At 35.2% G+C, this 16,714-nt stretch carries 21 protein-coding genes and 2 pseudogenes; 15 read left to right on the top strand and 8 right to left on the bottom strand.

What is annotated here, in order from left to right:
• The first annotated feature begins 123 nt into the window (after positions 1 to 123).
• Complete coding sequence (locus tag NPX36_RS03905; protein WP_257500105.1) at positions 124 to 1,056, top strand: bifunctional riboflavin kinase/FAD synthetase; 933 nt, start codon at positions 124 to 126, stop codon at positions 1,054 to 1,056.
• A gap of 2 nt (positions 1,057 to 1,058) precedes the next feature.
• Positions 1,059 to 2,435 carry an HTTM domain-containing protein gene (locus NPX36_RS03900; protein ID WP_257500104.1) on the top strand — a complete coding sequence of 459 codons (1,377 nt, stop codon included), beginning with the start codon at positions 1,059 to 1,061 and terminating at the stop codon, positions 2,433 to 2,435.
• Here the strand turns inward: NPX36_RS03900 and NPX36_RS03895 are convergent.
• The 3 genes from NPX36_RS03895 to NPX36_RS03885 form a co-directional block, all read right to left on the bottom strand.
• Positions 2,335 to 3,153, bottom strand: a complete 819-nt coding sequence (locus NPX36_RS03895; protein WP_257500103.1) for a UDP-2,3-diacylglucosamine diphosphatase — start codon at positions 3,151 to 3,153, stop codon at positions 2,335 to 2,337. The two genes, NPX36_RS03900 and NPX36_RS03895, sit on opposite strands and share 101 nt — an antisense overlap.
• 2 nt (positions 3,154 to 3,155) lie before the next feature.
• Positions 3,156 to 3,608 carry a 6-pyruvoyl trahydropterin synthase family protein gene (locus NPX36_RS03890; protein ID WP_257500102.1) on the bottom strand — a complete coding sequence of 151 codons (453 nt, stop codon included), beginning with the start codon at positions 3,606 to 3,608 and terminating at the stop codon, positions 3,156 to 3,158.
• A gap of 212 nt (positions 3,609 to 3,820) precedes the next feature.
• Positions 3,821 to 4,582: an enoyl-CoA hydratase/isomerase family protein gene (locus NPX36_RS03885; protein WP_257500101.1), complete on the bottom strand. Its 762-nt coding sequence runs from the start codon at positions 4,580 to 4,582 to the stop codon at positions 3,821 to 3,823.
• A gap of 98 nt (positions 4,583 to 4,680) precedes the next feature.
• Here NPX36_RS03885 and NPX36_RS03880 point away from each other — a divergent pair, with 98 nt between their 5' ends.
• Positions 4,681 to 6,258 carry a hypothetical protein gene (locus NPX36_RS03880; RefSeq protein ID WP_257500100.1) on the top strand — a complete coding sequence of 526 codons (1,578 nt, stop codon included), beginning with the start codon at positions 4,681 to 4,683 and terminating at the stop codon, positions 6,256 to 6,258.
• 46 nt (positions 6,259 to 6,304) lie between these two features.
• Here NPX36_RS03880 and NPX36_RS03875 read toward each other — a convergent pair whose 3' ends face one another.
• Complete coding sequence (locus NPX36_RS03875; protein ID WP_257500099.1) at positions 6,305 to 6,889, bottom strand: thymidine kinase; 585 nt, start codon at positions 6,887 to 6,889, stop codon at positions 6,305 to 6,307.
• Positions 6,890 to 6,979: 90 nt separating this feature from the next.
• Here NPX36_RS03875 and NPX36_RS03870 point away from each other — a divergent pair, with 90 nt between their 5' ends.
• The 3 genes from NPX36_RS03870 to NPX36_RS03860 all read left to right on the top strand — a co-directional run bounded on the left by NPX36_RS03870 (position 6,980) and on the right by NPX36_RS03860 (position 9,267).
• Complete coding sequence (locus NPX36_RS03870) at positions 6,980 to 7,912, top strand: hypothetical protein (RefSeq protein WP_257500098.1); 933 nt, start codon at positions 6,980 to 6,982, stop codon at positions 7,910 to 7,912.
• 244 nt (positions 7,913 to 8,156) lie between these two features.
• Positions 8,157 to 8,852 carry a 16S rRNA (cytidine(1402)-2'-O)-methyltransferase gene (rsmI, locus tag NPX36_RS03865; protein WP_257500097.1) on the top strand — a complete coding sequence of 232 codons (696 nt, stop codon included), beginning with the start codon at positions 8,157 to 8,159 and terminating at the stop codon, positions 8,850 to 8,852.
• On the top strand, positions 8,845 to 9,267 hold the full coding sequence (locus tag NPX36_RS03860) for an OsmC family protein (protein WP_257500096.1): 423 nt from the start codon (positions 8,845 to 8,847) through the stop codon (positions 9,265 to 9,267). The genes rsmI and NPX36_RS03860 overlap by 8 nt, the downstream gene beginning before the upstream one ends.
• Positions 9,268 to 9,377: 110 nt before the next feature.
• Here the strand turns inward: NPX36_RS03860 and NPX36_RS03855 are convergent.
• Positions 9,378 to 9,839: pseudogene (locus NPX36_RS03855) on the bottom strand (TerC family protein); the annotation flags it as partial.
• A 697-nt stretch (positions 9,840 to 10,536) separates the two neighbouring features.
• Here NPX36_RS03855 and NPX36_RS14370 point away from each other — a divergent pair.
• The 7 genes and pseudogenes from NPX36_RS14370 to NPX36_RS03825 all read left to right on the top strand — a co-directional run bounded on the left by NPX36_RS14370 (position 10,537) and on the right by NPX36_RS03825 (position 13,482).
• Entirely contained in the window at positions 10,537 to 10,674 is a 138-nt protein-coding gene (locus NPX36_RS14370) for a transposase (RefSeq protein ID WP_397376457.1), read from the top strand.
• A gap of 18 nt (positions 10,675 to 10,692) precedes the next feature.
• Positions 10,693 to 10,977: pseudogene (locus NPX36_RS14365) on the top strand (transposase); the annotation flags it as partial.
• A 21-nt stretch (positions 10,978 to 10,998) separates the two neighbouring features.
• Positions 10,999 to 11,262, top strand: a complete 264-nt coding sequence (locus tag NPX36_RS14360) for a transposase (protein ID WP_397376461.1) — start codon at positions 10,999 to 11,001, stop codon at positions 11,260 to 11,262.
• Positions 11,263 to 11,425: 163 nt separating this feature from the next.
• On the top strand, positions 11,426 to 11,773 hold the full coding sequence (locus NPX36_RS03840) for a PadR family transcriptional regulator (protein ID WP_257500095.1): 348 nt from the start codon (positions 11,426 to 11,428) through the stop codon (positions 11,771 to 11,773).
• The gene (locus NPX36_RS03835; RefSeq protein WP_257500094.1) at positions 11,773 to 12,423 is read left to right on the top strand and encodes a hypothetical protein; all 651 of its coding nucleotides are present in this window, start codon (positions 11,773 to 11,775) and stop codon (positions 12,421 to 12,423) included. Before NPX36_RS03840 ends, NPX36_RS03835 begins: the two co-directional genes overlap by 1 nt.
• The gene (locus NPX36_RS03830; protein WP_257500093.1) at positions 12,423 to 13,127 is read left to right on the top strand and encodes a hypothetical protein; all 705 of its coding nucleotides are present in this window, start codon (positions 12,423 to 12,425) and stop codon (positions 13,125 to 13,127) included. Before NPX36_RS03835 ends, NPX36_RS03830 begins: the two co-directional genes overlap by 1 nt.
• Before the next feature lie 19 nt (positions 13,128 to 13,146).
• On the top strand, positions 13,147 to 13,482 hold the full coding sequence (locus NPX36_RS03825) for a hypothetical protein (RefSeq protein WP_257500092.1): 336 nt from the start codon (positions 13,147 to 13,149) through the stop codon (positions 13,480 to 13,482).
• A gap of 8 nt (positions 13,483 to 13,490) precedes the next feature.
• Here the strand turns inward: NPX36_RS03825 and NPX36_RS03820 are convergent, their stop codons facing one another.
• The 3 genes from NPX36_RS03820 to NPX36_RS03810 form a co-directional block, all read right to left on the bottom strand.
• On the bottom strand, positions 13,491 to 13,973 hold the full coding sequence (locus NPX36_RS03820) for an RDD family protein (protein ID WP_257500091.1): 483 nt from the start codon (positions 13,971 to 13,973) through the stop codon (positions 13,491 to 13,493).
• Between the two features lie 73 nt (positions 13,974 to 14,046).
• Positions 14,047 to 15,066 (bottom strand): phenylalanine--tRNA ligase subunit alpha, encoded by a 1,020-nt coding sequence (gene pheS, locus NPX36_RS03815; protein WP_257500090.1) that lies wholly within the window; start codon positions 15,064 to 15,066, stop codon positions 14,047 to 14,049.
• 72 nt (positions 15,067 to 15,138) lie between these two features.
• Complete coding sequence (locus tag NPX36_RS03810; protein ID WP_257500089.1) at positions 15,139 to 15,495, bottom strand: hypothetical protein; 357 nt, start codon at positions 15,493 to 15,495, stop codon at positions 15,139 to 15,141.
• A gap of 73 nt (positions 15,496 to 15,568) precedes the next feature.
• Here NPX36_RS03810 and NPX36_RS03805 point away from each other — a divergent pair, with 73 nt between their 5' ends.
• Both NPX36_RS03805 and NPX36_RS03800 read left to right on the top strand, forming a co-directional pair.
• Positions 15,569 to 16,114 (top strand): CvpA family protein, encoded by a 546-nt coding sequence (locus NPX36_RS03805; protein WP_257500088.1) that lies wholly within the window; start codon positions 15,569 to 15,571, stop codon positions 16,112 to 16,114.
• Complete coding sequence (locus tag NPX36_RS03800; RefSeq protein ID WP_257500087.1) at positions 16,115 to 16,618, top strand: GNAT family N-acetyltransferase; 504 nt, start codon at positions 16,115 to 16,117, stop codon at positions 16,616 to 16,618. It begins immediately after the preceding gene.
• The last annotated feature ends 96 nt before the right edge of the window (positions 16,619 to 16,714 follow it).

The raw sequence follows: 16,714 nt of genomic DNA, 5'->3' as shown, positions 1-16,714 counted from the left end.
TAACTTTATTTGTAGCAAACATATTCGAGGCTGTTCAATTTTCAAAATTATTAACCTACATTAAGAACCATAATTCGCTACTTTATGTATTTTATTAATAACTTTGAAGAAAAATTCGATAAAATGAATGTTTTTCATTCGGCACAATCTTTTAAATCTTCCCAAAAAACCATTGTAACGCTTGGTACTTTTGATGGTATGCACATTGGGCATCAGGCTATTTTGAACAAATTAAAATTGCAAAAAAAAGCAAATGGTTACCAAACTTTGGTGCTTACATTTTTTCCACATCCGCGAATGGTTTTAAAAACCGATCACCAAATATCGTTGTTGAATACCATTGAGGAACGCATCAAACTGATTGATCATTTTGGAATTGATTATTTGGTGGTACAAGAATTTACCCAAGATTTTGCCAATTTATCGGCCGAAGAATTTGTGAAAACCATTTTGGTAGATCAGTTCAATATCGGAAAAATCATTATTGGATACGACCACCGTTTTGGAAAAAACCGTTCTGCCAATATTCACGATTTAATAGAATTTGGAAAAAAATACCATTTTGATGTGGAACAAATTTCTGCCGAAGAGTTAAACGATGTTTCCATAAGTTCCACCAAAATTCGCAATGCACTAAAAGTGGGCGATGTTGCTTTGGCAAAAAACTATTTGGGCTATCCGTATATGCTTTCGGGCAAAGTGGTTTCGGGCAAGCAATTGGGAAGAACCATTGGCTATCCCACAGCTAATATACAGATTGCTGAAGATTACAAACTCATTCCCGCAATTGGCGTTTATGTGGTGGGCGTTACTGTTAAAGGTAAAGATTATTTCGGAATGTTAAGTATAGGCACAAACCCCACAGTGGGCGGAATTGAGAAAACAATCGAAGTGTATATTTTTGATTTTAATGATATGATTTATGAAGAGGAAATAACCGTACGTTTTTTAACTAAAATTCGAGAAGAAATCCATTTTTCTTCGGTTGATGTATTGATAGAAGCATTAAAAAACGACGAGATTTTTTCTAGAAACTTCCTTTCAACAATGGAATAATTATGTGGAAAAAAGCATTTCAAAAAATAGATAATTCATCGTTGGTAGTTTTCCGGATTTTTTTCGGAATCATTTTTCTGGCTGAAGCTGTTGGCGCCTTAGCATTGAAATGGGTTGATCGCAATTTTGTTGATACCACTACTAATTTCACATTTATTGGCTTTGAATGGTTGCTGCATTTGCAAAACGAAACCATGTATGTAGTTTTTGGTTTAATGGCAGTGGCCTCAGTAGGAGTGATGCTGGGTTACAAATACCGATTTTCTGTTATAGCACTGACGATTTTGTGGAGTTTGGCTTATTTCGGACAAAAAACATCTTACAACAATCACTATTATTTAATGTGGCTAATTGGTTTAATTATGTGTTTTTTACCTGCAAACGCCAATGCTTCTATCGATGCGAAACAAAATCCATCTATAAAAAAGAACTACATGCCCCAGTGGATTCGATTGGTTTTTATCATCCAAGTAAGTTGTGTGTATTTCTATGCCACCATTGCTAAGTTTTACCCAGATTGGTTAGATGGAACGGTAACGCGCAATATGTTTTCTGGAATGAACAATGTGCCCGAAACCGTGCAAATTTTATTCAAAAAAACCGAATTTCAGCTTTTTATCGCCTATATGGGTATTGCTTTTGACGGATTGATTGTACCGGCATTGCTTTGGAAACGTACCCGTTGGTTTGCAATTATCGCATCGCTGATATTTCACATATTCAATTCAATAACCTTACAAATTGGCGTGTTTCCGTATTTTGCATTGAGCTTTTGTGTGTTCTTTTTTCCGCCTCATCAAATTCGGAATTTCTTTTTTAGAAAAAGACCAAAAGAAGATTACAGCGAAGAAACAACTGCCGATTACAGCACTATTTTTAAATACTTTTTCGTTCCGTATTTAATCATTCAGATTTTATTGCCCATTCGGCACTGGTTTTTTAAAGACGATGTATTGTGGACCGAAGAAGCACATCGATTAAGCTGGCGCATGATGTTAAGATCGCGAACAGGAGAAACATACTTTAAAGTAATCGATAAAAAAAACAATGAACGCTTAGCGTTTAGCAACACAGAATTATTGAACCAAAAACAGCGTTCGCGTTTAAATGCACCCGATGTGATCTGGCAAATGGCACAGAAAATTAAAGAGCATTTTAAAGAACAAGGAAAAGATGTGGCCGTGTATGCCGAACGAAGCAATGTAAGTATCAATATGCACCCAAGTAGCCGATTGATTGATCCTACTGTTGATTTAACAACCGTAAAATGGAGCCATTTTAAGCATCATGATTGGATTTTGGAACGAAAACTTCCGAAAGATCCTCCTTCGAAAAGGCACGCAGTTCAAAACCTGAAGCGGTTAAAACACCAAAAGTAAAGTACTGAATCCAATCGCCTAAATTGATGTATAAGGCATTTGGATTGTTTTTCAAGGGAAGTGTCATGGGTAAATGGCGGTGACCAAAAATAAAGTAATCGGCAAATTGTTCGTTCACCTTTTTGTTGGCGTATAAAATGAGCCATTCGTTATCTTCGCCTAAATATTTAGCATCGTCATCCCCTGAAATCAGTTTGTTTTTCACCGATAGATATTCCGCCAAACGCACTCCAACATCAGGATGCAACCAACGAAACAACCATTTTGAAAACCGGTTGGTAAACACTTTTTTCATGCGTTTGTAACCTTTATCACCCGGACCCAAACCATCGCCATGACCAATAAAAACAGTTTTGTTGAATATTTTAAACACTTTAGGTTCATGAAAAACAGGAATATCCAGTTCTTCTTCAAAATAGTCTTCCATCCATAAATCATGGTTTCCTACAAAAAAATAAATGGGCAAACCGCTGTCGCGCATCTGTGCCAATTTTCCTAAAATTCGTACGAATCCTTTGGGAACTACCTTTTTATATTCAAACCAAAAATCGAACAAATCGCCCACGATAAACAATGCACCTGCATCTTTCTCGATAGCGTTTAACCACTTTAAAAACAAGGCTTCGCGCGGAAGGCTTTTTTCACGAGTGGGCGCTCCGAAATGATGATCAGACGTAAAATATACTTTTTTATCTTTAGGAATTTCGAGTGTAATCATGTTTACGAATTGTCAGAAGCAAACCATTCGGCATACGAACTTTCGGTTTCTTGTAAACGCAAAGAGAATAACTTAATATTTTCGGGCAAACGGTTTTTGATACGTTCTGCAAAATCAATCACTAAATTTTCGCTTGTAGGTTGGTAATCTACCAAAATCACATGATGGCCGCGCTGTTCCAATTCTTTCGCCAGTTCCACATGAGGTGTGTTTTGGTTAAAAACCGTTGCATGATCAAACTGATCTACCACTTCTTCTTTAACAATAGCTTTTAAATCGGTAAAATCGATTACCATTCCGTATTTCACATGGTTTTTATCGGTAATAGGTTGCCCAATAACGGTAACCGACAGTTTGTAGCTGTGTCCGTGAACATTTCTGCATTTCCCGTCGTAACCATAAAGTGCATGACCGGTTTCAAAAGTAAATTGTTTAGTGATTCTGATAAAACTCATGATGCGAAAATTTTTAGCAAAATTAGTGATTTAAATTTTAATACCTGATACAGCTTGGCTAAAAACCACACATACACAGATTACCACAGAATTTAATAAAGTATGCTGGATGAGAAGCTGAATCAAATTCGGCTTGACAAAAGCTGTCATTCCTACAAAGGAGGAATCTTAAGCAAAGATTCTTCACTTCGTTCAGAATGACAACTTTTATATTATTTTCCTTTAAAAGCATGCAATGCATTCACAGTAAAATCAGATAAAACCAATTTGCCCGAAATCGCAGCGCGTTCTTTTAAAAGTGTATCCCAATTTTCGGTTCCTTCCCATAAAACTTTTTTCATTTCATATAAAGCTTCCGGATTGTAACTGCTTAAACGGGTAGTGAATTGTTCCAAGGCTTTATCCATTTGTGCGGCATCGTCAAACAATTCTGTGAATAATTTATTGTCAAAAGCCCAATTGGCAGTTTTCCAATTTTGGGCGTCTAAAGTCATTTCGGCTAAAGCAGGTTTTCCAATTTTGCGGCTCACGGCAGGTTCAATCACAAACGGACCAATACCAATTGCCAGTTCTGATAATTTAATCGAAGCGTTTTTGGTAGCAAATGTATAATCGCAGGCTGCTGCCAAACCAACGCCACCACCCACAGTTTTTCCTTGAATGCGTCCCACAATAATTTTGTTTGATTTTCGCATGGCGTTTATCACATTGGCAAACCCGCTAAAAAATTGTTCGCCTTGTTCCAGATTATTCACTTGCAACAATTCATCAAACGATGCACCTGCACAAAATGCTTTTTCGCCTGCACTTTTTAGTACAATAACCGCAATATGCTGCTGGTTATTCAAGTTGTTTAACGTGTTTGCAAGTTCTGCCAATTGAGAGCTTGGAAAGGAATTACTTGCCGGATGAAAGAATTCCACCACAGCAATTTGGTCTTTAATTGTAGTTGTAACGTATGCTGATTGTTCCATTAAAAAAATTGTTTGTTAATACAAATATAAAGCATGTTGGCAATTTGTGATTTATTTTTGATAAATATGTACATTTGCACCGTTTTAAAAGCACAAACATGTTTAAATATTTCATAACCTTATTTAGTTTTTCTTTTGCGGTATCGGCACAGCAAACAAATACGGTTTACTATGCAGCGCCTTATTTGCAGATTGAAGATGTACAGAAAAAAGCAGTTGCTGATGCCAATGATTTTGGATACAACATTTTAGTTCACCCAAAAGAACACTTTGTGAAAGAAGGTTTTTTTATGTGGGTAGATGATCAATGGTATGAAATTTTAAACAGTAAGGATCTTTTTATACCTTATCAAGATTTTAAAACACTTTTTACCATATCGAAGGATAACAAAAATCCTTTAAAAATAAAAGACGTTAACGATGTGGTTTACCTTTTTCCGATTGAAGCACTTGATAGTTACATTGTTTCTCCGTCTGATTTTGTAACACTTTCGCAAACCATTCAAAAGCAAAATGTGATTACTTATACCAAGCCTGTTGAGGTGATTGCAGAGAAAAAACCAGTTGTTTTAGATGTGATCGATGTGGTGGAAGTACCAAAAGAAGAGGCTCAAACTGTAATTGAAAAAGAAGAAAATACAGTAGTTTCTGTAAAAGAAGAAGGAGCTGTGGCAGCAGAATTACCAAAGCTAAATGGCAACGAACAGGTTTTGATTACCAGCGAAAACCCACAATCGGTTTTGTTAGACGTGATGGATGTGGTTGAAGTAGTAAAACGTGAAGAAATACCCTTTGATCCAACACAAAATACCGTTGTTGATAATCAGCCTGAAATAGTGGTGGAAAAACCAAAAGTTGAAGAGCAGATTACAGAGGAGGTTCCTGTGAAAATTGCAGCAAAAAACACACTGATTATCCCAAATCCAAGCAACGATTACGAAATTGCGGTGAACGAAGGTTTTGACGGAACGGTAACCGAATGGGTTGAAATGATTGATGCAAAAGGAGGAAAAACGGCATACCAGCAAGCGGTTGACAAAGGTTATAAAGGCACAGAAGAAGAGTGGATGAAAATGCTTTGGGGGCGCGAAGTGGATGTGGAAATTGCCAAACGCGATAAAACCACAGCAATTGTAACCGAATGGATTCAGTCATTGAAAACATCGAAAGGAAGCTCGCCTTACGAAATGGCCTTAAAACACGGTTTTTACGGAACATTTACTGAATGGGTAGAATCAGTAATAGGAACCGATGGTGAAAAAGCCTACGAGCATGCAAAAGAAAAAGGTTTTGAAGGAACATATAAAGAATGGATCGAACAACAATTGAACCAATCCAATCAAGAGGTATTGCGAAAAGAGCAATTGTCTAAAACACAAATGTTTGTGGCACCAAATGTATTAATGCCATTGCAAGCAACAGCAAATGAGCCTCTAACTTTTGATTTATACGATTACTACAATCAGTTTTATGGCGCGCCAATGGTTAGTAGTGCCGGAGAAAACAACAATGCTTTAGAAATAAAACCTACAGATTTGGAATATCAAATTACGTGGTTTGAAAAAGATAAAGTAAAAATTATAGAACTAACCAAAGAAGGTGTTTTAAAATACCAACCGTTAGAAGGTGTTTTGGATACCAATACCAAACTAAATGTGCGGTATGTTTTGAAGTAACAGCATCCTGCAAGGTTTTTTAAACCTTGTAGGTATTTAATAAAACCTACTGATTTTCCCGCATCGCCTTATAATAAGCGGCACGACTTAAAGGCTCGTATTCATTGGTTTCGCCCAGCATAACCAAATTATCGTTGGCTGCTTTTCTAAAACTATAATTTGCTAAATTTCCGGTGCGTGTGCAAACCGCATGAACTTTAGTCACGTACTCGGCAGTTGCCATTAAAGCAGGCATGGGGCCAAAAGGTTGTCCTTTAAAATCCATATCCAACCCTGCAACAATCACTCGGATTCCCGCATTTGCTAAATCATTGCAAACCGTTACGATTTCATCGTCAAAAAACTGCGCTTCATCAATCCCAATCACATCACAACCATCGGCCAAAATACGGATGTTTGCAGCAGCAGGAACGGGAGTAGATCTAATTTCGTTTCCCTGGTGCGAAACCACCAATTCGTCGTCATAGCGCGTGTCTACAGCAGGTTTGAAAATTTCTACACGCTGTTTGGCAAATTGTGCCCTACGCAATCTACGAATCAATTCTTCGGTTTTTCCCGAAAACATAGACCCACAGATCACTTCGATCCATCCAAATTGTTCTTTATGATTTACAGGATTTTCAAGAAACATTTTAGCAAATATAAGTTGTTTAAAACAGTTTTTTCTGTTACTTTGTATCTTGCAAATTTATCAAAAAATAATTGGTAAAAATTTAAAGTTATGAAGAAAATCATTGAATCAGATTTAATAAGTATTGCACACAGAATCTTAAAGTTAAAAGATAAATCCGAAATTTCTTCGCTATTGAAAGAAACTGAATTGTTGCATAATAAATTGATTTTGTTGCAGTTTTATGAAGATAATAAGTTTCGATTGGATCCATCAATCACTCCTGAAAAATTGTTAGAAGAGGTCACTGAAGAACCATCAAGCAGTATTTTTTTGAGCGAAGATAGGAAAGATGATGTGGTTTCTTTTGAAGAAGAATTAATTACGCCGATTGAATTAAGCGTTACAAATGCAGCTGCTATTGATGCCGCACCTCCGGTTGAAGATTCGGTTTTGAAGATACACGAATTGGAAAGCGAAGAAGAACCAGAAATTCAAGAAGATGATGTGGTGGAGTTTACGCCATCGCTTCATGAAACCATAAAAACTATTGATGCTATCGAGGAAGAAATAAAAAACGTGGAACAGCTAAATCCTGTTGAAGACGCAAAAGAAGCGGTTGAACGCGCTACGTTAGAGATTGATCCCGTTTTTTCTATTCCGCACAACGAACTTTTTAATACGAATGATTCCAACGAAAAAAAGGAAGATACGTTTAAAGGATCTCAACACTTTGTAACCAATCAGTCAGCAGATAAATCGACAGAAAATTACCGTCAAATACCTTTAAATAAATCGATAAACGATGCGTTTGCCAATAAAATTTCGATTGGTTTGAACGACAGGATAGCCTTTGAAAAAAACTTGTTTAACGGAAGCAGCGACGATTTAAACCGAGTGATTTCGCAATTAAACACCATTGAAAGTTACGAAGAAGCCAAAGATTTTATTGATGATCTAGTGAAGCCCGAATTTAACAACTGGAACGGAAAAGAAGATTACGAAAACCGTTTCATGCAGTTGGTTGAAAAAAGATTTTTGTAGTAAGTTTGATATACACAGATGAAAGATAAATTTAATCCAAAAAGGGTGATAATTCATAAACCACATTGAAATAATGTTTTGATTTCTTAGAAAACATAGACCATTTTTTAAGCTATGCTTAAAAACTATGAGCAACTAAAAAGTCTTTATAAAAGCTATATTTTCTATAAGTCTATGTGGTGAAAGATTATTTTAAAGATAGATCCGTGCATCTGTGGAAAAAATAAAAAAAGAAACTCAACAAATGAGTAAATTATACATTGTGCCAACGCCCATTGGCAACTTAGAAGACATGACTTTTAGAGCCATCAAGGTCTTAAAAGAAGTCGATTTAATTTTAGCAGAAGACACACGCACCAGTAGTAAATTGTTGAAACATTTTGAAATTGCTACACATATGCAAAGCCACCACATGCACAACGAGCACCAAACAGTGGAACATACAGTGCAAAAATTAAAAAACGGACAAACCATTGCCTTGATTTCTGATGCGGGAACGCCTGCTATTTCAGACCCCGGATTTTTATTAACGCGTGCTTGTGTAGAAAACGATATACCTGTGGAATGTTTACCGGGTGCCACGGCGTTTGTACCGGCATTGGTAAACAGTGGTTTGCCAAACGATAAATTTGTTTTCGAAGGATTTTTGCCTGATAAAAAAGGACGACAAACACGCTATTTGGCATTGGCAGAAGAAACCCGAACCATGATTCTGTATGTATCTCCGCATAAACTGCTAAAAACATTAACAGAGTTTGAAACCTATTTTGGGAAAGAACGCCAAGTTTCGGTATCGCGCGAATTATCAAAACTGCACGAAGAAACCATACGCGGGTCGGTAGAAGAAGTGTTGCAACATTTTGAAACCAAACCACCAAAAGGCGAAATAGTTGTAATTGTAGCAGGAAAGCAAAAAGAAAAAAAGAATAAAAATGAGTAGCCATAAAATCACCACCACTTGGAAAGGAAATATGCAATTTGAATCGACCAATCCGGGCGGTTCGTTAATGATTGATGCAGCAGAAGAAGTGGGCGGAACAAACAACGGATTACGGCCAAAAGCGTTAATGCTATCGGCTTTAGCCGGCTGTTCGGGCTTGGATGTTGCATCGCTGATTAAAAAAATGCGATTAGAAGTCACCGATTTCAACATTGAAACCCAAGGTTTTTTAACCGATACCGAACCACAGGTTTATAACAAAGTTATGGTTACCTATCATTTCTATGGAAGCAATTTAAACGAAGAAAAACTAAACCGCGCTGTTCAACTTTCAGTGGAAAAATATTGCGGCGTTATGCACATGTTCCGCAGTTTTGCCGATGTGAAAATTGAAACGGTTTTTCATAAGATTTAAAAAAAACAAAGGTTTCACCAATTTTTGGACAGCTTGATCAATATACAAAAACATTCAGCATCATCCTTAACCTGTGAATATTATGAATTCAATAAAAATCGGGCGTTCCTTTATGCTTCTTTCTGTTTTCTGTTTGATATTAAAGACCATATAACCGAGATAGCCAATACCGAACCAATGATGGTTAACGATACAGAGGAATCGAAATGATAATAAGGCATAATAATCATTTTTACTCCGATGAATGCCAAAATAATTGCCAAACCATAATGCAGTTTAGAAAACATATCCATGGAATTGGCTAGTAGGAAATACATAGAACGCAATCCTAAAATTGCAAAAATGTTCGATGTATAAAGTATAAATGGATCGTCTGGGGCGATGGCAAAAATAGCAGGAATGCTATCTACTGCGAATACCAAATCGGTGATTTCTATTACAGCTAAAGCTACAAACAGTGGCGTAACCATTTTTACGCCATTTTCTACCGTAAAAAATTTATCGCCGTGAAAATCTTTTGTTACTTTAAAAAACTTGTGTACAATACGCACACCGATGTTTCTTGACATATCTGCTCCTTGCTGAAAGATTGTTAGAAAATGCAGGAAAATTAAATTTATCTAAAAATGAATTGAGGCATATAAAACATTATTATCAAATGACATAATTGGTAAAGTCGCTAAAGACGGAGTTGAAATGTTATCAGAACTTATTATAAAATTTAAAAATTACAAACTATGACAGATAAAGAAATAATTGAAAAAGCAACTAAAGCCTTAAAGGTTCTAGATTTATTAGCAGAGTATAATTATATTGGAGTATACTAGGAAATAAATCCTGATATTGAATTTGAATACACCGTTCATTTTAGTTTTAATCCTCCTATATGAGGAGCAGGTGCAACAGTAACTGTAGATAGAAAAACCCATACATTGTTAATGATTATTACAAAAAGTGGGTTATATAATGTTCCCGAAGAATTGCAATAATTATAACCAGAAGTCGTCTCACAACTAGAGACGGTTTTTTTATGTAATTTTCTTGCATAAAAAAATGTTATTTTGCTTATATATACCTTATATAAAGATGGTTATACATAAATTTCAAACATTACAATCAACGTCAAACCACACTTTTACCTTATTCGTTTAACGACTTTATTTCAGAAAGACATCCCGTTCGGGTAGTGGACCAAGTGGTTGAATCTATCAATATTCAACCTTTGTTAAAAGCATACAGTAAAGAGGACAATCCTGACTATCATCCAAAATGCTCTTAAAAGTAATGTTGTACGCCTACATGACCGATATTTATTCTTCCCGAAAAATAAAATTAGCTATCAGAGAGAACATCAACTTTATGTGGCTAACGGGAATGACTATCGTTGATCACAATACCATTAACTGAGCACAAACATCAACCGAAAATCAAATCATTGTTAATTACACCATCTACCAAAATCCAACAGATACAAAGACATTAAAACCACATTTAGAAAACCTGAAAGAAACCTTTGGCGAAGCAATCTTTAAAAATATAGAAACAATCACAGCCGATACGGGGTACGGAAGCGAAGAAAACTATGATTACCTTGAAAAAGAAGAGCTAACGCTTTATGTGAAGTACAATACTTTTGACAAAGAACAAGATAAAAATTACCAAAAAATGCACAAAACATTCAGCAAAGAAAACCTTTATTACAACCAAGAATACGATTATTATGTGTGTGGGATGGGACAAAAAATGCACAAAACCCACGAAAGCACAAAAACAACACAAGCCAGATACACACAGTATTTATCACACTATCAGGCTGGAAATTGTCAAGGATGTCCGCTTCGGGGCATTTGTTTTAAAGCAAAAGGAAATTGGAGCATAGAGCGAAACAACAACCTTGAAAGGCACAAAGAAAAAGTGCGAAATCTGCTTTTAAATGATCGGGAACATCAAAAACAATCGAAACAGCCAATGGTGTTTCTCTTCGTATTTCTTTAACCTTTAAAGGATTGAATTTTGACATTTTGATTGAATTTCTGCAAAAATACAAAATTACAATGGCTTACTAATGATATTTATCATTTTCAAAATAAAATTATACCTAATATTTGGATGCATAAAAAAATGATGTATATTTGTTATACCTAAAAGTCATAAGTATATGAAAAAGCAACAACAATTGTACAAAGGAAGTTTAAACACCATTATTATGAAACTTCTAGAGCAAAATGGAAAGATGTATGGTTACGAAATCACTCAAAAGGTGAAAGAAATCACCCAAGGTGAAATGAATATCACCGAAGGCGCTTTATATCCGGCATTGCACAAGATGGAGGCAGATGGTTTTTTAGATGTAGAAATGGATCGTGTAGATGGTCGGGTTCGTAAATACTATAAGCTTACCGAAAGTGGGGTAAGAGAAACCGTTTCGCGTATGGAAGAGTTAGAGAATTTTATTCGAAACATGCAAAATATTGTAACAAGTCCCCATTTAAAATTAGATTATTAATGAAATTATCAGTAGAACAAATACACTTCATTGAAACAGCATTGATTGTAAAATGTAATTTTAAAGATTTTGATGATGTTAGAATGGAACTTACCGATCATATAGCATCAGAGATTGAAGTTGAAATAGAGAATAATAGGTTATTATTTGATACTGCATTTGTAAAAGTAATGACGCGTTGGAATCCAATGATTTTACCAAAAAGCTGGAGTAGATATGAAAATGTACCTTATATGGTTTGCAAGCTATGGAAATCGTTAGATTGGAAATATAATTTTAGTGCAATTCCTTTTACATTAATACTTACGGTTGGAATTATGTTTTTACAAAGAAAAGAAGTAGAAGTAGGTTTCTTAATATATTTTATAGAATTTATAGGTGTTTTGTCATGCTTGTTTTTGAATTTTAAAGCAAGAAAAAATAAATTTAAAACAACTTTAAGTATTTATGCAACAGATAGATTATTTACCTATTCCCTTCTGTTGATTTTGTTTATTTCTATTGCAATTGGTTTAAATGTTTACGATGGAGACACAAAAAGTCAACCTTTATTATGGGTAATTATTCATACAACAGTTATTTTGTCATTAAGAAGCATTTTAATGTATAAAAATGTAAAAATAGAAAATCAACTCTTAAAAGTAATGTAATGAAGTTATCAGTAGAACAAATAGAACAATTATTCACTTTTACTAAAAAACACTTTGTAGAACATTACGATGTGCAGGTGGAATTAGTTGATCATTTGGCAAATGCTATTGAAGATCAATGGAAAGAAAACCCCAACATTTTGTTTGAAGACGCTTTGCAAACCGAGTTTAAAAAGTTTGGTGTTTTTGGATTTACAGGTTTGGTTGAACAGAAACAGGCGCAATTACATAAGTATTACAATAAAATGCTTTGGAATGAAGTATTGAGATTTGTGTCTATTCCTAAAGTTATCATAACTGCAGTATTTTATTTAGGTATTTTTTATCTTTTAAACTATTATACATACTGGGCGGAAAATGTATTGTTAGCAATTATGTTTATATCGTTTCTTTATTTGACAATAGACGGATTTAGGTTTATGTTAATAATTAAAAAGGAACAGAAAAACAAGCAACGCACTTGGCTAATACAATCTGTGGCACAATCGGTTTTTTCTTTGCCAATTATTGGATTTGGAGGTTTTTATTTTAATATGTTTGGTCATTTTTTTGAATCTTCGAATGAATTATCCGTGTTAGGTATGCATTTTCTATCATTATTCTTTTTGCTTCATTTTATACTTTTTCATGTATTTTTCAAAATAATAAAACCCAAGTTTAAAAACGAAATAAGACAAACCGAAAAACGATTTCAATTTGTTTAAATTTGTAAAAATGTAACGTATGAATCTTTTTACCTATTATAGAATAGCGTTTGTATTAAGTTTTATCATCTTAATGGCGGGGTCGGTATTTAAAGTAACCCACATGGAGGTTGGCTTTTTAAACGGAAACCATTTAATCACCGCTGGTTTGCTTTCATCTGTTTTTTATATTGCTTTGGCGTATTTTATGATTTTTAAATCCAAAAAAATGCCTGCTGGCGAAAAATTAATCTGGGTAATTTGCTTCGCTTTAGGGTTTATTGTAAACGTTGGATTTATATCGTTTGCAACTGCTTTGGTGTTCTTTTTTGTTGGTCCCAAACGTTTGTTTTTCAGCAATAAAGAAAACATCTAGGATTGCACTTAATCAACAGACGTTCCAATAGCATTCACCGATTGATGCAGGTACAAATCTTGTTCAAAATCTTTTTTTACTACAACAGCACTCTTAGGAATGCTATCGTGCCAACCATTTTCGCCTAAAAAACTAAATGCTTCAAAAGGAATAAGTCTGCAAAAACTTCTTTTTATAAAAACACTATTTGCGGGTTGTTCTCCGTCTACGGTAACTACTTTGGTTCCTGTAATATATTTTCCTATGGATCTGCCTTTGGTTAATGTTTCAACACAAACATAATAAAACAGAAAAATAATTATACCAAACAGCCTACTTATTAGTTCATTGTCCAAAAAGGAGATGTCAAAATTAAATAACACTGATAATATTCCAATAAGGGCACCTACAATAAAACTTACAATAATAACTGCAATAAAATCAATTAAATAATTGGCAAAACGCAACCCTTTGCTTGCTTTGCTTTTCTGAACAATATCTGTTGTATTCATAAAATATTTTTTCCAAAAATAGAAAAAGCTCTTGAATAAACAAGAGCTTCACCTATTTTTAATATGCTAAATTCTAAAAACTTGCCTTAAATTGTTCTAAAAAGCGCACATCATTTTCAAAATACATTCTAATATCGCCAATTTGATACAAAAGCATTGCCATGCGCTCTAATCCCATACCAAAAGCAAAACCTGAATATTCCTCTGGATTAATGTTCGAGGCTTTTAATACGTTGGGATCCACCATTCCGCAACCCATAATTTCCAGCCAACCTGTTCCTTTGGTAATGCGGTAATCGGTTTCGGTTTTCAAGCCCCAATAAACATCTACTTCGGCGCTTGGTTCTGTAAATGGAAAATACGAAGGGCGCAAACGAATTTTCGATTTGCCAAACATTTCTTTTGTGAAATACAATAGTGTTTGTTTTAAATCGGCAAACGATACATCTTTGTCTATATACAATCCTTCTACCTGATGAAAAATACAGTGCGAACGCGACGAAATGGCTTCGTTACGGAAAACGCGCCCGGGCGAAATGGTTCTAATAGGCGGTTGGTTGTTTTCCATATAGCGCACTTGAACCGATGAGGTGTGCGTGCGCAACAAATAATCAGGATTCATTTGCACGAAAAAGGTATCTTGCATGTCGCGGGCAGGATGGTGTTCAGGGAAATTCAAGGCTTCAAAGTTGTGCCAATCGTCTTCTATTTCTGGACCTTCGGAAACGTTAAAACCAATGTTCGAGAAGACATCAATCACCTGATTTTTTACCAACGATATGGGGTGGCGCGCACCAATTTGCACGGGTGTTCCCGGACGAGTTAAATCGCCATAAATCCCAATTGCATCTTCTTTAGATTCCAATGCATCTTGTATGGTTTTAATTTTGTTTTCTACGGCATTTTTTAAGGTGTTTATTGCCTGTCCAAATGCTTTCTTTTGCTCGTTTGGAACATTTTTAAACTCGGCAAAAATCTCATTAATCAAGCCTTTTTTAGAAATAAACTTAATTCTAAAAGCTTCTAAAGCATCTTTATCAGTAGTGGTAAAAGCTTCTGCTTCGCCAATCAGTTCTTTAATTTTATCTATCATTGTTTTATAAAACAGGTAATTGTTGCAAATTTACGCTTTTTGGGCGATGCTGAAAATTAGAAAGGTTAAAAATTAGTCAATATAGCCATTCTCTAAAAAATACTGCACAATGGCATCTTTCATTAATATGGTTTGTTCGCCTGCTTTTAGGTGGGGCAACTGATCTTTTACGGTATAATGTGGCCAACCGTCTGCATCATAGTGCGAAAATTCATAGTAGCCAAAAGGTTCCAGCAAACGGCAAATGGCTATGTGCATAATGTTTACTTTCTCGTCTTTCTTAAATTTTTTATTGAACTTACCAAGTTCTTGTATGCCAATTAAATAGGTGATTCCATCAACATCTAAAGCATCGCCGTCTGCAAATTGTTTGGATAGTTTTTCTACCAAAACGCTCCATCGCTCTTTTAGTTGTTCGTCTCGTGTCATAAATTTTTTATTGAGCTACAAAGATATTTCTTAATACCGAAACTGCTTTATATTTGTATTTTATTTTATAGTTATGATTGTTGTAGATTTAATAATTGCCGTTTTATTGGGCTATGCTTTGTTTAAAGGCGTGAAAAACGGTTTGGTGGTTTCGGTAGTTTCGTTTGTGGCACTAATCGCCGGAATTTATCTGTCGTTGCGTTTTTCGTTTTATGTTCGTGGTTTTTTAACAATACACACACAATGGAACCCTGAAACGTTAACGGTGGTGGCTTTTATGCTTACTTTTATTATTGTGTTGGTGTCGCTTTTTTTCTTGGGAAAAGCATTAACCAAAATAGCTGAAAGTTTGGCATTGGGTTTTGTGAATAAGTTGCTCGGTGCTGTTTTTGAAGGATTGAAAATGCTGTTGATTATATCGGTTTTTTTGAATGTATTCCAAAAGATTAATTACAACAACCTTATTGTGTCGGAAGAAACATTAGATACATCTGTTTTTTACAAACCTATCGAAAAAGTGGCGCAATACATTTTTCCTTTAATGGAACAGTGGTATCAATTGGCGTTAACCGAAACAATGGATCAAATAAAGAATATCGACACACAACAAAAAAAGTAAATGAGCTCATTATCCTACCGAAATGCAACCATAGAAGACCTTTCTGAAATTGTTGCCATATACAATTCTACCATTGCTTCCCGAATGGTTACTGCCGATACAGAAATGGTTTCTGTGGAGAGCAAACAGAAATGGTTTTACGAACACAACGTTTCCACACGGCCTTTGTGGATGGTGGAAAACAACCGCAATGAGTTAGTGGGGTGGGTGAGTTTTCAATCGTTTTATGGTCGGCCGGCATACAACGCTACTGCCGAAATTAGTATTTATTTGCATGAAGCACAACGAAAAAAGGGGTATGGCAAGCAAATTTTACAATATTGTATGGAAACGGCTCCCGAGTTTGGCATAAAAACCTTATTGGGATTTATTTTTGCGCACAATCACCCCAGTTTAAAACTTTTTAAAGATTTAGGATTTAGCGATTGGGCAACTTTGCCAAATATTGCAATGCTTGATGGGCAAGAGTTTGGGTTGAAAATTGTAGGAAAACGCATCGCTTAAGCCATTCATTTGTTCGTTTTTCCGAAACTTATGTGATTTTATTGTTAATATAGCATAAAAATGCTATATGTTATTGGTAGTATAGTAGAAAATCAG

Origin of the sequence: Paenimyroides aestuarii (genome assembly GCF_024628805.1) — a bacterium.
Lineage (GTDB): Bacteria > Bacteroidota > Bacteroidia > Flavobacteriales > Flavobacteriaceae > Flavobacterium > Flavobacterium aestuarii_A.
This window is presented reverse-complemented; position numbering and strand designations above follow the sequence as displayed.

What these genes read in the sequence shown, in the direction of transcription:
- NPX36_RS03905 (WP_257500105.1), top strand. Translation starts at nt 124, where the DNA reads ATGAATGTTTTTCATTCGGCACAATCTTTTAAATCTTCCCAAAAAACC.
- NPX36_RS03900 (WP_257500104.1), top strand. Translation starts at nt 1,059, where the DNA reads ATGTGGAAAAAAGCATTTCAAAAAATAGATAATTCATCGTTGGTAGTT.
- NPX36_RS03895 (WP_257500103.1), bottom strand. Translation starts at nt 3,153, where the DNA reads ATGATTACACTCGAAATTCCTAAAGATAAAAAAGTATATTTTACGTCT.
- NPX36_RS03890 (WP_257500102.1), bottom strand. Translation starts at nt 3,608, where the DNA reads ATGAGTTTTATCAGAATCACTAAACAATTTACTTTTGAAACCGGTCAT.
- NPX36_RS03885 (WP_257500101.1), bottom strand. Translation starts at nt 4,582, where the DNA reads ATGGAACAATCAGCATACGTTACAACTACAATTAAAGACCAAATTGCT.
- NPX36_RS03880 (WP_257500100.1), top strand. Translation starts at nt 4,681, where the DNA reads ATGTTTAAATATTTCATAACCTTATTTAGTTTTTCTTTTGCGGTATCG.
- NPX36_RS03875 (WP_257500099.1), bottom strand. Translation starts at nt 6,889, where the DNA reads ATGTTTCTTGAAAATCCTGTAAATCATAAAGAACAATTTGGATGGATC.
- NPX36_RS03870 (WP_257500098.1), top strand. Translation starts at nt 6,980, where the DNA reads ATGAAGAAAATCATTGAATCAGATTTAATAAGTATTGCACACAGAATC.
- rsmI (WP_257500097.1), top strand. Translation starts at nt 8,157, where the DNA reads ATGAGTAAATTATACATTGTGCCAACGCCCATTGGCAACTTAGAAGAC.
- NPX36_RS03860 (WP_257500096.1), top strand. Translation starts at nt 8,845, where the DNA reads ATGAGTAGCCATAAAATCACCACCACTTGGAAAGGAAATATGCAATTT.
- NPX36_RS14370 (WP_397376457.1), top strand. Translation starts at nt 10,537, where the DNA reads ATGCTCTTAAAAGTAATGTTGTACGCCTACATGACCGATATTTATTCT.
- NPX36_RS14360 (WP_397376461.1), top strand. Translation starts at nt 10,999, where the DNA reads ATGGGACAAAAAATGCACAAAACCCACGAAAGCACAAAAACAACACAA.
- NPX36_RS03840 (WP_257500095.1), top strand. Translation starts at nt 11,426, where the DNA reads ATGAAAAAGCAACAACAATTGTACAAAGGAAGTTTAAACACCATTATT.
- NPX36_RS03835 (WP_257500094.1), top strand. Translation starts at nt 11,773, where the DNA reads ATGAAATTATCAGTAGAACAAATACACTTCATTGAAACAGCATTGATT.
- NPX36_RS03830 (WP_257500093.1), top strand. Translation starts at nt 12,423, where the DNA reads ATGAAGTTATCAGTAGAACAAATAGAACAATTATTCACTTTTACTAAA.
- NPX36_RS03825 (WP_257500092.1), top strand. Translation starts at nt 13,147, where the DNA reads ATGAATCTTTTTACCTATTATAGAATAGCGTTTGTATTAAGTTTTATC.
- NPX36_RS03820 (WP_257500091.1), bottom strand. Translation starts at nt 13,973, where the DNA reads ATGAATACAACAGATATTGTTCAGAAAAGCAAAGCAAGCAAAGGGTTG.
- pheS (WP_257500090.1), bottom strand. Translation starts at nt 15,066, where the DNA reads ATGATAGATAAAATTAAAGAACTGATTGGCGAAGCAGAAGCTTTTACC.
- NPX36_RS03810 (WP_257500089.1), bottom strand. Translation starts at nt 15,495, where the DNA reads ATGACACGAGACGAACAACTAAAAGAGCGATGGAGCGTTTTGGTAGAA.
- NPX36_RS03805 (WP_257500088.1), top strand. Translation starts at nt 15,569, where the DNA reads ATGATTGTTGTAGATTTAATAATTGCCGTTTTATTGGGCTATGCTTTG.
- NPX36_RS03800 (WP_257500087.1), top strand. Translation starts at nt 16,115, where the DNA reads ATGAGCTCATTATCCTACCGAAATGCAACCATAGAAGACCTTTCTGAA.